The following is a 14,109-nucleotide window of genomic DNA, read 5'->3' on the forward strand; positions in this document are numbered from 1 at the left end:
CATCGCGCGCCGCCGATCCAGCAGGTGTCTTCGGGTGCATATGCTGCCGGCGCGTGACAGGTCGGCGGTGTTTCTGGTAGTGGCAGCGCGTGCCGCGTCGCCCTTCGTCCCTGCTCGACACCCGCATCATCTACTGCGGCGATTGTCTCGATCAGCTCCCAAAGCTGCCCGATCATTGCGTCGATTTGATCTACATCGATCCGCCGTTCAACTCGAACCGCAACTATGAAGCGTTCTGGGGCGAGACGAAGGAAAAGCGCGCGTTCGAGGATCGGCACGCCTCGACACAAGCCTACTTGGAGTTCATGCGCCCGCGCTGCGTCGAGCTGGCGCGCGTGCTCAAGCCCACGGGCAGCTTCTACTACCACTGCGACTGGCACGCCTCGCACTACGTCAAGGTCATGCTCGATCAGATTTTCGGCGAGAACAATTTTCGCAACGAAATTATCTGGCAGCGTTCAAACTCTCACAATGAAGCCCGTCAGTATGGGCGCATCCACGACACGATCTTCTTTTACACGGGATCAGACACCTATACGTGGAACGCGATCAGGCTCCCCTATAGCCGCGAGCAGATGAAACGCTATAAGCAGGACGCGGACGGGCGTTGGTACAAGGGCGAGAACCTTACCGCCGAGCGACTGGATAGCGATTCTGGGAAATTCGAGTGGCGCGGGACAAAGCCTCCGCCGAGTCGCGGCTGGGGGTATAGCGTCGAGCAACTTGAGAAATGGTGGCGCGAAGGTCTGATCCTTACGAAGAAAGATGGCACGCCGCGAATGGACGGCCAAAAAGTGTACCTCGACGATACGCTAGGCAAGGGACTCCAATCCATTTGGACCGATATTCCCCGTATCGCAAACACCAGTTCTGAGCGTCTCGGCTACCCGACGCAAAAGCCACTCGTCCTGCTAGATCGAATCATCGCCGCGAGTACCAATGAAAACGACATCGTGCTCGACGCCTTTTTGTGGCTGCGGGACCGCTCTTGTGTCCGCGCAGAATCTGAAACGCCAGTGGATCGGCATTGACGTGTCGCCGACTGCGTGCCGCGTGATGGCGAAGCGGCTGCGCGATGTCTGCAAGCTGCGCGAGAATGAGGAGCTGTGGCAGGCGGGACGAGGCTTCGTGGTGCGCGATTTGCCGCGCAGCGAAGACCAACTCCGCAAGCTGCCGCACTTTGAATTTGAGAATTGGGCAGTCATCGCGCTCGGCGGCATCCCAAACAAAGCACAAGTCGGCGACATGGGAATCGATGGCCGTATCTATCCGGTGTCGGCAGTGGAACAGAGGCGCGACACCTCGCAGCGGCGCGAGAAGGAAGCGAAAGCGCAGGAACTTGGTTTCATGGATCAATGGTATCCGATCCAAGTGAAGCAGAAGGACAAGGCTGGCCGACCGGACATTGACTCGTTCGAAGCCGTGATGGCGCGCGAGGATCGCACCAAGGGTTACTTCGTCTCGTTCGATTTCACGCAGGATGCCTACATTGAAATCCGTGCGTTCTTGCGGAAGTCCGGGCGAATGATCATTCCACTGACCGTCCGCGAAATACTAGATGAGCAGATTGCGCAGAAGATGGTTTGACCCGCCTACAGCCGTTTTGAGCGCGCGCGCTCAAACAGATCCTCACCGCGAGCAAAGAGAAAGTGCTGCGACGCGAAGCGGTGTGGCACGGGAACGACTGAAGCGTCGACGGAAACGGAACCCTTAGGTGCTACTTCTTCGGCGGCAAAAGTGGGAGCACTCCCTGTGACGAGACGGGTCGGCGGGGCGCCTTGGTATCCAAGGTATGCCGGCCAGCGATTGTAGGGCCAAGAGGCAAAATCTTTCGGACCTTCTTGTCGACTGGATCGGCACCATCGAACGTAAAGAAGGTTTCGCAAGGTATCGCGATCGCCGTCGCCAAGTGAATTGCATCTGGCGTCGTAATCCTCGGTGTAGGGTAGTGATCGCGGATCTGGTGGGCGAGGTCAGCAACTGCGGATGTGACGCCATCGACGCGGATGGTAGAACGCCGTAAACATGCTTGAAACTGCGCCGCTTGCTCGGACATGAGACGTGAATCCAGCACCTCGATGCGTGTGATCGTCGAGGTGGCTATGACCAACCGCCCAGCGTCCCACTCATCCACGAGGTAGGCGATGCCATCCATGTCGAGCGGATTCGCGCGGTGCTCATCCTTGAGCCACGCGATGAAAATGCACGAGTCCCAGTAGACAACTCGCCTACCAGGCATTCCTCAGCCTTCGGACAAACACGTCAGAGGATTCCCCGTTCGCGGCATCAGGAGCAATGCCCCGAAGACCGCGAAGCGATGGCAGGTCAACATCCGCATCGTGGACTTCTAACTCGCGCGCGTTCACCGCGTGCGGTTGAAGCATCTTCGCTTTGAATCGCAGCATCCCGGTCACCGTGACGTGGCGCCGTATGGCTTGCCCGACTTTGGCCACCAGCTCTTGAGTGAAGAAGCACCTGATCCGCTCTTGGCCACCGGCAGGATAGAGCCAGAAAAATGGGCGCGGCTGATGAACGTTGATGATGTCCAGCATCCCAGAGACAGCGCCGTGCTCCCGCCGATCCGGACCGACGATCTGCGCGATTTTCTCTCCGAAGGACGCAGAGACCTTCGCCTTCACACTGCGATGCTCGAAGGATGCTTCGCGCAGACGCCCGTTGAGGTGCTTCGCCAGCTGTTGATAGTCGAGGAGCAGCCCTGCGCCAAAACCTCTAGGCACGGCACCCGATAAAATCTCGTTCACCCCGCCGACGAAGGTGGTCAAGACGCGATCGCGTAGATCCAAATCGATTTCCCGCTTCTCGGCGCGGAGCACCACTGTCGCCGGGCTCGAATGGCTCAGATCACGCACACTATAGTATGTGGTTGGCTCGTCACTGTGAGCTATAGCGCGGTCAGTGGCATGGAGGACCGTACGTAGATCAAAAAGGAAATCAAGGAAGTCATCAAGCCGCACGTCCCGATCGCCAGTGGACGGACCCTTCATTTGCACGATGAGACGATAGTCGGCCATGGCTGCCCGAATCTTAGCAACCGCCACGACGGGGTGTCCAGCGGAGACCGAGGTAGGGGAGACCGCGAGGTAGGGCAAGCAAAGGTACCGCTACCATACCCACAAGCTCGAAGTTGGCGACGGTGGCCGGTTTGTTGAGGCGCTGAGCACGGCGACCGGGCGGCGGCTCACTTAGAAGCAACTGATCGGCGACGGTGCAGCAGGACGACTCTCAGCGACGTTCAACCGAGGTCCACCAACCGAGGTTCGGCCTTGACGATCGCGTCGCCGTGCAGACAGAATGCACGCCGTGCCCACCAAGGATCCCGAATGCGCTTTGCCGCCGACCGAACATGAGATGATCGACCTCGGCCTAGCAGACAAACGCGCGCTGGTGACGGGAGCGGGCGCTGGGTCGGGACGCGCGATCGCCGTGTGGTTGGCACGCGCCGGCTGCGCGGTAGCGGTCAACGACATCGATGCTGGGCGCGCCGCCGAAACCGTTACGATGATTCGCGCCGCAGGGCACTCGGCGATCGTCTGCGTCGCCAACGTTCGTAGCGAGGATGAAGTTCAGGCCATGGTCGGCGCCGTGGTGCGCGATCTCGGCGGTCTCGACGTCGCGGTTAACAACGTCGGCATGCTCGCCAGCCGGCACGCGCGGCCGTTCCTCGACATGGACGGCGAGTACTTCCGCGACATCGTCGAGCAGAACCTGATCGCGACCGCGCTGTGCTGCCGCGCGGAGGCGCGCGCGATGGTCACGCAAGGCGCAGGCGGCTGTATCATCAACGTCAGCTCGGGCGAGAGCCAGCGGCCGGCGCCCGACCTCGCGCTCTACGGCGCCGCCAAGGCCGCGGTGAATCACTTGAGTCGGACACTTGCCTACGAACTCGGGGCCCACAGCATCCGCGTCAATGTCATCGCGCCCGGCACTATGCTGACCGAGCGCGTGCGCGCTGCGTTGTCGCCGGAGTACCTCGAAGCCTTGCGCGCCTCGATTCCACTCGGCCGGATGACCGAGCCCGACGATCTCGCGCGCACGGCGGTGTATCTCGCCTCGGATCTCGCGCGCAATGTCACCGGTCAATTCATTCTCGCCGACGGCGGAGCCGATCTCTCGCGGGACCGCCCGCAGCGATCGAGGAGGTAAGGACTGTCGCTGCTATGCGGTGAAGATCCCGGGGTCACCGGGTTTGAAGCGCTCGATCAGAAAGCGCTCTTGCGGTTTCTCCGAGGCGGTCTTGGGGATCTCGTCGACGACCTGCAAGTACGAGGGCACGAAGTTGGGCTCAAGGCCTTTAAGGCACGCCTCGAAGATCGTCGCTGGGATGAGCGCCACGCCGGGCTCGACCACGATTGCCGCAACCACGTCCTTCTCGCCCGGCGCACCCGAGGCCGCCGGCACGCCGTAGACGAAGACGTCGGCCACCGCCGGGTGTTCGGCGATGACCTTCTCCACGAACCCGGTATTGATGAAGTCGCCGTTGTGGCGAATGCTGCCGCCTTTGCGGTAGTCGAAGAAGAACCAGCCGTCGGCGTCGCGATGACCCATGTCGCCACTGCGCAACCACCCGCGCGCGGTTTTTTCTTGCGACGCCTTTTCGTTCGCGTAGTACTCGACGCTGGCGGCTTCGCCGCTCGCCGGACGCGAGACGATCTCGCCGATCACGCCCGGGGGGCACTCCTTGTCGTCTTCAGCGACGATCTTCATATCGAGGCCGGGCACGGGCTTTCCGAAACTGCCGATCGGACCATCGCCGATCGGCTTGAACGCGAGGCCGCCTTCCACCGCGCCGTACCACTCGAACACCTGCACGCCGAAGCGGCGCTCGAACGGCTGACAAATCGCCGCCGGCATTCCGGCATCAATCACCATGCGCACGAGATTGTCCGTGTCGTTGGCGCGCGGCGGCTCGCTATAGATCGCCGTCGCCATGCCACCGAGCATCGAGAAGGTGGTGCAGCGATAGCGACGACAGATGTCCCAGAGGCGAGACTTAGTGAAGCGCCGGCTGAATACCGCGCGCAATCCCATGTTGAGCGACGGCCCGAGCGTAACCGCCTGCGCGTTCCCGTGCGTAAGCGACAGACCGGTGTAGGGTCGATCATCCGGCTGGTAACCGAGCAACGCGCCGAGCATGCCGAACATGCCGAAGCGTGCGTTGGGGAATACCACGCCCTTGGGGTCGCCAGTGGTACCGGAGGTATAGATGATCTGCAGCGGATCATTCGGATTCGCCAGTCGGACATCGACCGTTACGGCCGGCATGGCGAGCGCGGCGTTGAGTGACTCGGCATTGGCGAGCGCCACCGGCTCGGGGGTCTCGCGGGTTTCGAGCGCGAGGATCCACGTGAAATCTGGGAGCGCCGCGCGCACCGCCTCCACTTGATCGAGGCAATAGTCGGCGCACACGACGCCGCGGCAACCGGACTGCCGCAGCATGTAGGCGAGCTTCTCACCGCGTGTGCGGGGATCAATCGGCACGAACACGCACGCGCTGATCGAGGCGCCGATCATGGTCTCGACGAACTCCGGATGATTGCGCATCATCAAGCCGAAGCGCTGACCGGGACTCATGCCGCGCGCCAGCAGTGCGGCGGCGATGCGATGGCCGTTGGTGTGCAGATCGGCATAGGTTCGCACTTCGTCGGGCAGTTCGGCGTTGCCCAAACTCCAGCGTTCGAACGTGAGCACGTCGAGATCCGGCTGCCGCTCGGCGCGGATCGCGACGAGGTCGGCGAGAATCAGGTCGTTGCGTTCGCGCATGGAACCGATTCCCTCAACGTATCAGGATGGTCACGCACATCGCCGCGGCGTCAGTCCCAATGGCGCCGCCGCCGTTGTGCGCGAGCGCGACGTGGGCGTGTTCGACTTGGCGCTGGCCGGAGCGGCCTTGCAACTGTTCCGTCAGCTCGACGATTTGCGCGATGCCGGTGGCGCCGACCGGATGGCCCTTGCGCAGCAATCCACCCGACGTGTTGACCGGGATTTGGCCGCCCAACTTCGTGGAGCCCGAATCAACGAGCTTGCCGCCCTCGCCCTTCGCGCACAGACCGAGCGATTCATACGCCATCAATTCGGCCGGCGCCGAGGCGTCGTGGCACTCGATCACGCTGAGGTCGTTCGGTCCGACGCCGGCTTCGGCGTACGCTTCGCTCGCGCACACCTCGACCGTGCCCGGCTCGTCGCTCCCGTGATCCCATCCGGAATGCAATACACTCGACACCACGCGCACGGGGTTCTTGATGCCGAGCGCGCGCGCCTTGCGTTCGCTGATCACCACCACGGCGGCGGCGCCGTCGCCAATCGGCGAGCACATCGGGCGCGTGAGCGGCTCGGCGATCATCGGCGCGGCCAACACATCGGCCACGCTCATCACCTCGCGGAACTGCGCGCGCCGGTTCATGCTGCCGTGCAACGAGTTTTTGGCGGCGATGGCGGCGAATTGCTCCACGGTGGTTCCGTAGTGGTGCATGTGGGCGCGCGCCGCCGCCGCGTAGATGTCCATGAACATCGACCGCTTCTCGCCCGCGCCGGTGCCCGCCGACTCACCCCCCTGCGCCTGCGCGCCCGCGCGGAGCGCTTCCAGCAGCCCGGCCATGATTTCGACATCGACCGCCCCGCTGAAGGCCGCGAAGCTCTTGCGCTTGTCGGGGTGGTAGAGCTTCTCGACCCCGAGCGCGAGCACGACGTCGTAGAAGCCCGCCGTCACCATCGCGCACGCCTGGTTGAGCGCGGTCGACGCACTGGCGCACGCGTTCTCGACGTTGACCACCGGAATGCGGCCGATCCCAATGCTGCGCAGAATCACCTGGCCGCGGATGCACTCCTGGCCGGTCACCAGTCCCGCCGCCGCGTTGCCGACGAACGCGGCTTCGAGGTCACGCGCCTCAAGCCCCGCGTCGGCAATCGCCGCATGCACCGCTTGCGCACCGAGCGCTTTGAGGCCGGTCTCCATGTGCTTGCCAAACTGGGTCATCCCGACCCCGGCAATCACCGCGTTGAAGCGCATGACAGCATCCTTTCCTTCACCTGATCCGAAAGCTCCTTCTCGCCCCGCACCTCAGATCAGCCCATGTCCTTTGATCCCGAGCGCATGCTTCAAGTAGTTGAGTTCCTCTTCGCGCCACGGCTGCGGCGCCGGACTTTGGATCATGCCGTCGTCTTTCAATTCGTCGACTACCTTCTCGCTGCGCGGGAACGGCTTGCCGTAGCGATTCAGGTGGAAGAGTTTTTCGAACGGTTGCCGCGGACGCTGGCCGCCAGCGTCGGGACTCTCGGCCGGATAGCCGACGGTCTGCAGCAGCAACACCCGGCAGGTGTCCGGCAAGCCAAGGTTGCTGCGAATCTGATCGAGATTGGGCGACCCCAGGCAGCATGTGCCGAGCCCTTGTTCGAACGCCATCAACGTCGCCTGGGCGATGCCTTGGCCGCAATCGACTTCACCCAAGCCGGGCTGCTTGAGCCCTTCACGAATCGAATCGAAGATCGGGATGAGCTGCGTTTCCAGCGCCTCTTTCTTGCCATCACCGAAGCCGAGTGCGCCGGCGGCGAGCAACTCGCGCAAGCGGTTCGATTGATCGTCAACTGCGGCGGTGTCGATGTACCAGACGATGACCACCGGGGCGAGGCGGATCTGGAAACCCGCGATCGGTGCGACCAGTGAGTCGACCACGTCCTTCGGCGCGCTATCGCGGAACACCACGACCGCACGCAAGCTGCCGACGTTGCCCCAGTGCGACGCCAGCCTCGCGGCTTCGAGCATGCGTTGAATTTTCTCCGGCTCGACCGGCTTGTACGGCAGGAGAAATCGAATCGAGCGGCGCCGGCCGATGACTTCTCTGAGTTCCATGACCCTCCTCCGGTTCTGGGTTAGAGTTTCGCCGCACCCACGATACTGAGCACGTCGTTGCACCCATCTTCGATCATCGACGCGCGCGCGTCGCGCAGCATCTTCTCGATCGGGTACTCGCGGGTGAGGCCGTTACCACCGAAGACCTGCAGCGCCGCGCTCGCGACTTCGAAGGCGGTGTTGGTGCAGAACACTTTCGATGCGATCGAGTACTGCACCAGCGGCGGGTTGGTGCTGTTGTAGAGCATCACGCGCCAGGCCAGCGAGCGGGCGGCTTCCACCTGCATGAACATCTTGAACAAGCGCGCCTTGACGCTCTGGTGCTCGATGATCGGCACGCCGCCCTGGACGCGCTCCTTGGCGTACGCCAGCGCGAGTTCGAGCGCGGCACGGCCGAGGCCGACGAAAATTGCGCCCATCGAGGCATTCGCCATCGTCAGCACGGCCTCGACGACCATCGCATAGGCGTCGGGGCCGACGATCATGTAGTCCGCCGATATGCGCACGTGGTCGAAGAATATCTCGCCCTGGTTGAGCGCGCGCTGACCGAGTTTGTCGAGCGGTTTGCCGCGCGAGACGCCGGGCAGGTCGAGCGGCACAAGACACACGCCGCCACCCTTGAAACCCTGGCTCGGGTCGACAGTGCAGAACAGCGTCGCCACCGTCGCGATGGTGCCGTCGGAAACCCACGCGGACTTCTGCCCATTGATGACGAACTCGTCGCCGTCGCGCAGCGCAACACAATTGGCTTTGAGTTTGGGATCGCCAAAGTGGCGCTCGGTCACCGTCAGTGAATCGCTGCCGTGATCGGGCTCGGTGACCGCCCAACACCCGATGTCCCGGTTCTCCGCGGTGCCGAAGCGTTCCATCAGCGCCGGGCGCGCCGACATCTGCGCGAACATCTTGTGAAAGCCGGCAACGCCGAGACTGATGGCGAGACCCGCGTCGCCCCAGCCGAGTTCCTCACAGACGAGAAAGCGCAAGCGCGAGCGCTCCAGCGGCGTCAGCTCGGGGCCGGCGTAGTCCAGCACATCGAGATCGAGCTCACGGTGCTGCCGAAAGACATCCCAGAGCACTGAGCCCGGCGCGATCACGTCGGCCGGATCCGGCAAACGATCCAACGCTATACCGGCGGGACGCATTACCTTCTCAGCGAACCGGCGCGCGCTGTCACGGATCTCCCGCTCCTGGTCGGTGAGGGTCACTTCGATATCAGCCAAGGGCATCGCGCGACCTCCCGCTGACGGCCAGCCTACCCGCCGCTAGGGCGAGTGATATGACCTCGGTCAGCGCTCAGATTGATGGGCCGCAGCCGAGTGGCGCCCCGCAGCGCGAGATTGCTCATCGCTGGCGCCTCAGGTTTCCGCTTCGTCGTAGCTGGCGACGCGCGAGAGCTTATCGGCGTCGGCGATCACGATGTCGCGGCGCTCGATGCCGATGACGTGTTTCTTCTTCAGCTTCGCCAGCAGTCGGATGGCGGTTTCGGTGGAGACCCCAACCATCTCGGCGAGCTCGCGGCGAGTGTAGCGGAGCTGGAGGCGTTTGCCCGACTCCAAGTCGCCGGTCGCGCGCGCGAGTTGCACCAGCAAACCCGCCAAGCGGCTTTCCGCGCCTTTGAGTGCGAGGTCGCGCACTTTGCGCCGAGCCAGGGCCAACTCCGCGCTGAGCGCGGCGATCAGGCGCACGCCCGTCATCGGCTGCTTCTGCAGAAAAGCGACCAATCGATCGCGTTGGAGAAAGCACAGTTGCGATTCGGTGATCGCCTCCGCCGACACCGACAAGCGCTGATCGCCATTCAGCGGCAGCTCCCCCAACACGGCGCCAGGGCCGGCGACCTCGAGGATGTGATCGCGGCCGAAACGATCGGAGTGATACAGCTTCACCAACCCGTGGCAGACCAAGTAGAGACCGGTGGTCGGGCTGCCCTCGGTGAACAGCACCTGCCGCGGCTTGTAAATCGCCGTGGTGCCGGCCGCGCGAAATTCATCGAGCGCTTCCGCCGACAGATCACAGATCCAACCTTGGTGACGGACCGGGCACGCTTCGCATTGAATCTTGCGCATGGGAGCACCTCCCCGTTGTGTCCCAAGCATTACCGCACATCGCGTTCCGTGCCGGCGGGGCGCCGAGAAGGCTGACTTTTGACGTGTCCGCCGGTGTCACTACATCAGAAATGGGAAGCCGTAATCCGAACGCTGCGAATGGGTAGCGCCGGAGGTCCGATCTTCATCCTGTGGCGAACCGAGCAGGAGCCAGCAGCGCGGCATCGAAGCGCTCGGTGCGACCGTCGAGCAGAAGCTCGGCGGCGATCCGGCCAACAGCGGGGCTGGTCTCGATGCCGCAACCGCCCTGCCCCGCCAGCCAGAAGAATCCCTTCACCCGCGGATCCTCGCCGACCACGAGTACGCGATCGGGTGCGAAGGTGCGGAGGCCCGCCCAAGTGCGCCGCAGTGTCTTCGGCGCCAGACGCGGCGCCACCTTCGCCAGACGCGCGACGGCTTCGGCCACGACCAACTCATCGGGTGTGGCGTCGCACGGTTCCATCGGGTCCTCGTCCATCGGACTCGCCAGCAAGCCAGCCGATTCGGGCGAGAAGTAAAGATGATGCGACTCGTTCGCCACTAGCGGCCAGCCGCGCACGTCGAGGTCGGCGGGAGCGGCAAAGGTGATGATGGTGCGGCGCCGCGGAGTGAGCGCAATCGGCGTCGCGCCGGCGAACGCACCGATTTGCGCCGCCCACGCACCGGCGGCGTTGACGATCCACTTCGCCTGCAATTCGCCATCGTTGGTCACCACCGATCGCGCACGTCCGCTTTCCACGCGGATACCGCGCACCTCCACCCCGCAGCGACGTTGGGCGCCGCGCTGTCCGGCGTGACGAAGATAGCTCCAGAGCAGTTCGTGAACGTCGAGATGTCCGTCTTCGGGCAGGAACACGCCGCCATCGAAGCAGTCGACCGCCAGCACGGGTATACGGGCGAGCACCTCCGACACCGACAGCGATTCCACTACCGTACCGCGACTACGCAGCAGCGGCAGGGCCTGCTGCACCGCGCTCCACGCTGGTTCTTGGAATGTGATTAGGATTCCGGCCGCGCGCAGCAACGGATGCTCGGAGAAACCGCTCGGCGGATGGCGGAAGAACGCCGCGCCCAGCGCCTTGAGTTCTTGCAACGCGGGAATCGGATCCCACTCGACGAGCGATGCCGCGCTACGGCCGGTGGTGTGATAGCCCGGCTGCGATTCGCGCTCGATGAGAAGGATGTCGCTCATCCCCTTCTCAGTCAGAAAATACGCCAGCGACGCCCCGGCAATGCCGCCGCCGATGATGATGACTTCAAAACGATCCCGGCTCTGCACGATCGACATTGGACACTGGCGGGCGACCCGCGGTCAAGTCGTGCGCCGAGCTGGGCACCGACCTGGCTTGACGCGTAGCCCTGTCAGAGCGTACACGGGGCTCCTTTCAGGAGCGCCACTCGTGTCGGAGCCCTTTAGCGAAACCGCTAGCATCGACTACCCGATCATCGACGCCGACGCGCATGTGTATGAACCACCCGGCGTGTGGCAGGAACGCGTCCCGGCGCGACTGCGGGCCCTGGCTCCAAAAGTGATGCGCGGCGACGACGGTGACGTGTGGCTGTTCAACGACGGCGAGCGCGTGCGGCCGATCGGTCTGATGGCGGCGGCGGGCGCGAGCTATCTCGATTTCCGACCGTCGGGCCTGACCTACGAAACCATCCGCCCCGGTCACTTCGAGGCAACCGCGCGGCTCGCTGATATGGACGTCGACGGCATCGCCGCGCAGTTGCTCTATCCGAGTGTCTGCGAAGAGGGTCCGCGCATGTTCGGCGATGACCGCGCGCTGCAACTCGCCTGCGTGCGCGCCTACAACGAATGGATCCTTGAATTCTGCAGCGCCGCGCCCGATCGTCTCTTCGGCCATGCGATCATGCCGTCAACCGGAGTCGCCGATACGGTTGCGGAGTTCGACTGGGCGCTGCAACGCGGCTTCGCGGGCGTGCTGATTGCGGCCTTTCCCAACGGCTCGGTCGAACCAACCACCGACGACGATCCGTTCTGGGCGCGGGCGCAAGAAGCCGGGGTTCCAGTCGCGCTGCACATCGGCAGCTTCCACGCCGACGGGCCGGTCAAGCGCCGCCGCTTCGAACCGACTGCGGTGCTACCGCGCGCCTGTATCAGCAAATCCGGCGCGAACACCGTGCCGCTGGTGCGCGCATGATCTTCACCGGGCTGTTCGAACGCTTCCCGCGTTTGCGCGCGCTGTTAGTCGAGGCGAACATCGGCTGGATTCCGGCGATGCTCGAACAGGCCGACGACATGTTCTTACGCTACCGCTGGTTCACCGACACCGCGCAGAGTTTGCCGACGATGCCGAGCCGCGTCTTTCACCGCAACTTCTGGGCGACGTTCATGATCGACACCGTCGGCATAGAACTGCGCCACCGCCTCAACCTCGATCACCTCATGTGGTCGACCGACTATCCCCACACCGGTACCGACTGGCCGAACAGTCGCACAACCATCGCGCGCGTGTTCCGCGGCGTGGCGCGCGACGACGTCAAGAAGATGTTGCACACCAACTGCAAGCACCTCTACGGGCTCCAGCGGATTCCCGATCGCCTCGCACCATGATGCTGCAGGGCAAGACCGCGGTGGTGACCGGCGCCGGCTCGGGGATCGGCCGTGCGATTGCGCTGCGTTTCGCGCGCGAAGGCGCCCGCGTGGTAGTGGCCGGTCAGCGCCGGGCGCGTCTCGAGGAAACCATTCGCCTCATCGAGGCAAACGGGAACCTCGCGCGCGCCGTGATCTGCGACGTGGCCGACGCGGCGCAGGTGCGGCAACTCATGCACGAGACGGTCGCGGCGTTCGAGCGCATCGACATCTTGGTCAACAACGCAGCCAAGAACCGGCCTGATGACCCGGTGTCTGAACGCGTCGCCGAGTTACCCGAAGCGTGGTGGGCGGCAACGCTCGATGTCAATCTCACCGGGGCCTTCCTGTGTTGCAAGTACGCGTTGCTGCAGATGACCGCAAGCGGCGGCGGTTGCATCCTCAACACCGCTTCGACTTCGGGATTGGCCGGCAACTGGAATCAGGGCGCGTATGTGGCGTCGAAGCACGGCCTGGTCGGCCTCACGCGATCGATCGCACTCGACTACGCCGCGCAGAAGGTCCGCGCCAACGCGATCTGTCCGGGCTTCATCGAAACCGAGCGCTCGATCAAGTTCTCCGCGCTCTATCGCGGCGATGATTGGCAGACCAAAAAACTGGGGGACATTCCGCTCGGCCGCTTCGGTCAGCCGGAAGAAGTGGCAAGTCTCGCCGCCTTCCTCGCATCAGACGATGCCGCGTACATCACCGGCGCGGTGATCCCCATCGACGGCGGCACCGCCGCGCGCCGCGGCTAGTGCGCCTTCCGCTGCTCGATGAGACGCGCCAAGAAGGCACGGTCGAGCTTGTCCTTCTCGCGATACGTGTCTTTCATCCGCAAGAGCAGCTCGGGGTTCGCGAACGGGATAGAAACACCGTCGACCGCGACGATATCTACGTGCCTGCGGGCCTCTTCGTACGCGATTCCGCACGCCGCCTTCATGAGGTCGACGACGATCTCATCGGCCACGCGTACCACAGCGTAGCGGTCGAGATCGTCGGAGGCCACGTCACGAACGGCTTGATCCGGTAGCTTCATCAGTGCCCGCCGCACGCGTTCTTGATTTGTCGGGGAGACGTCGATCAGTAGATCGATATCTCCCGTGGCCCGCGGGAAGCCGACCTGAATCACGGCCATGCCGCCAATGACCACGTACGCTGCGTCCGCCGCGTTCAGATCTCGGCACAGCGCGACGAGATCCGCTAGGAGCGGGGGGCGTGCTTCCGGGGCCTCGTCAGCATCGTCAGAGACCATGCGTCGCTCTCTTCGAAACTTGCGAAGCGATGCACTCCCTTGGGGACGAATGGCTTGTCACCGCGGAGACGCAGTGCGAGCTCAAGCAGGCCCGCGGTGGCTGCAAGCCCGCCTCGCCACTGTCGCCGTCCGACAACCTTCATAGGCAGCTCATCGCTCGGGAAAGGAATTCGTCGCGAATCGGCCGTCATGCGAAACGCATAGTATCACACACCCGCCAAGTCGAGCCAGGCATAGCGACTCCACAGAAACTCGTGCGTACGCCGGGTGCGATGTGGTAAGCCGCTACCACCATGCCCAAATCGGAACGGGG

15 protein-coding genes are annotated in these 14,109 nt (G+C 63.7%); 6 read left to right on the forward strand and 9 right to left on the reverse strand.

The genetic code is table 11. The features are described from left to right. The first annotated feature begins 89 nt into the window (after positions 1-89). Together HYR72_02095 and HYR72_02100 are read left to right on the forward strand one after the other, a co-directional pair. The gene (locus tag HYR72_02095; GenBank protein MBI1813750.1) at positions 90-1,031 is read left to right on the forward strand and encodes a site-specific DNA-methyltransferase; all 942 of its coding nucleotides are present in this window, start codon (positions 90-92) and stop codon (positions 1,029-1,031) included. 25 nt (positions 1,032-1,056) lie between these two features. Next, positions 1,057-1,587 carry a restriction endonuclease gene (locus HYR72_02100; protein MBI1813751.1) on the forward strand — a complete coding sequence of 177 codons (531 nt, stop codon included), beginning with the start codon at positions 1,057-1,059 and terminating at the stop codon, positions 1,585-1,587. Between the two features lie 130 nt (positions 1,588-1,717). Here HYR72_02100 and HYR72_02105 read toward each other — a convergent pair whose 3' ends face one another. Then, entirely contained in the window at positions 1,718-2,239 is a 522-nt protein-coding gene (locus HYR72_02105) for a type II toxin-antitoxin system VapC family toxin (GenBank protein ID MBI1813752.1), read from the reverse strand. Next, positions 2,229-3,032 carry a hypothetical protein gene (locus HYR72_02110; protein MBI1813753.1) on the reverse strand — a complete coding sequence of 268 codons (804 nt, stop codon included), beginning with the start codon at positions 3,030-3,032 and terminating at the stop codon, positions 2,229-2,231. Before HYR72_02110 ends, HYR72_02105 begins: the two co-directional genes overlap by 11 nt. Before the next feature lie 280 nt (positions 3,033-3,312). On the opposite strand from HYR72_02110, the gene HYR72_02115 reads away from it, so the two are divergent. Beyond that, positions 3,313-4,164: an SDR family oxidoreductase gene (locus tag HYR72_02115; GenBank protein MBI1813754.1), complete on the forward strand. Its 852-nt coding sequence runs from the start codon at positions 3,313-3,315 to the stop codon at positions 4,162-4,164. Positions 4,165-4,176: 12 nt separating this feature from the next. Here the strand turns inward: HYR72_02115 and HYR72_02120 are convergent, their stop codons facing one another. The 6 genes from HYR72_02120 to HYR72_02145 all read right to left on the reverse strand — a co-directional run bounded on the left by HYR72_02120 (position 4,177) and on the right by HYR72_02145 (position 11,236). Continuing rightward, positions 4,177-5,781: an AMP-binding protein gene (locus HYR72_02120; protein ID MBI1813755.1), complete on the reverse strand. Its 1,605-nt coding sequence runs from the start codon at positions 5,779-5,781 to the stop codon at positions 4,177-4,179. 13 nt (positions 5,782-5,794) lie between these two features. Further along, a complete protein-coding gene (locus tag HYR72_02125; protein ID MBI1813756.1) occupies positions 5,795-7,027 on the reverse strand; it encodes a thiolase family protein in 1,233 nt (410 codons plus the stop codon). A 51-nt stretch (positions 7,028-7,078) separates the two neighbouring features. Beyond that, on the reverse strand, positions 7,079-7,867 hold the full coding sequence (locus HYR72_02130; GenBank protein ID MBI1813757.1) for a nitroreductase family protein: 789 nt from the start codon (positions 7,865-7,867) through the stop codon (positions 7,079-7,081). Positions 7,868-7,887: 20 nt separating this feature from the next. Further along, positions 7,888-9,093 carry an acyl-CoA/acyl-ACP dehydrogenase gene (locus tag HYR72_02135; protein MBI1813758.1) on the reverse strand — a complete coding sequence of 402 codons (1,206 nt, stop codon included), beginning with the start codon at positions 9,091-9,093 and terminating at the stop codon, positions 7,888-7,890. A 129-nt stretch (positions 9,094-9,222) separates the two neighbouring features. Next, positions 9,223-9,930, reverse strand: a complete 708-nt coding sequence (locus tag HYR72_02140; GenBank protein MBI1813759.1) for a Crp/Fnr family transcriptional regulator — start codon at positions 9,928-9,930, stop codon at positions 9,223-9,225. A gap of 163 nt (positions 9,931-10,093) precedes the next feature. After that, positions 10,094-11,236 carry an FAD-binding oxidoreductase gene (locus tag HYR72_02145; GenBank protein MBI1813760.1) on the reverse strand — a complete coding sequence of 381 codons (1,143 nt, stop codon included), beginning with the start codon at positions 11,234-11,236 and terminating at the stop codon, positions 10,094-10,096. 112 nt (positions 11,237-11,348) lie between these two features. On the opposite strand from HYR72_02145, the gene HYR72_02150 reads away from it, so the two are divergent. Genes HYR72_02150 through HYR72_02160 form a run of 3 tightly spaced genes read left to right on the forward strand, consistent with a single transcriptional unit; the run spans position 11,349 to position 13,299 of the window. Continuing rightward, complete coding sequence (locus HYR72_02150; protein MBI1813761.1) at positions 11,349-12,110, forward strand: amidohydrolase family protein; 762 nt, start codon at positions 11,349-11,351, stop codon at positions 12,108-12,110. Continuing rightward, entirely contained in the window at positions 12,107-12,523 is a 417-nt protein-coding gene (locus HYR72_02155) for an amidohydrolase family protein (GenBank protein ID MBI1813762.1), read from the forward strand. Before HYR72_02150 ends, HYR72_02155 begins: the two co-directional genes overlap by 4 nt. After that, a complete protein-coding gene (locus tag HYR72_02160; protein ID MBI1813763.1) occupies positions 12,520-13,299 on the forward strand; it encodes an SDR family oxidoreductase in 780 nt (259 codons plus the stop codon). Before HYR72_02155 ends, HYR72_02160 begins: the two co-directional genes overlap by 4 nt. Here HYR72_02160 and HYR72_02165 read toward each other — a convergent pair. After that, a complete protein-coding gene (locus HYR72_02165; protein ID MBI1813764.1) occupies positions 13,296-13,796 on the reverse strand; it encodes a hypothetical protein in 501 nt (166 codons plus the stop codon). The two genes, HYR72_02160 and HYR72_02165, sit on opposite strands and share 4 nt — an antisense overlap. Between the last annotated feature and the right edge of the window lie 313 nt (positions 13,797-14,109).

This window comes from Deltaproteobacteria bacterium (genome assembly GCA_016178705.1).
Taxonomy (GTDB): domain Bacteria; phylum Desulfobacterota; class Binatia; order HRBIN30; family JACQVA1; genus JACOST01.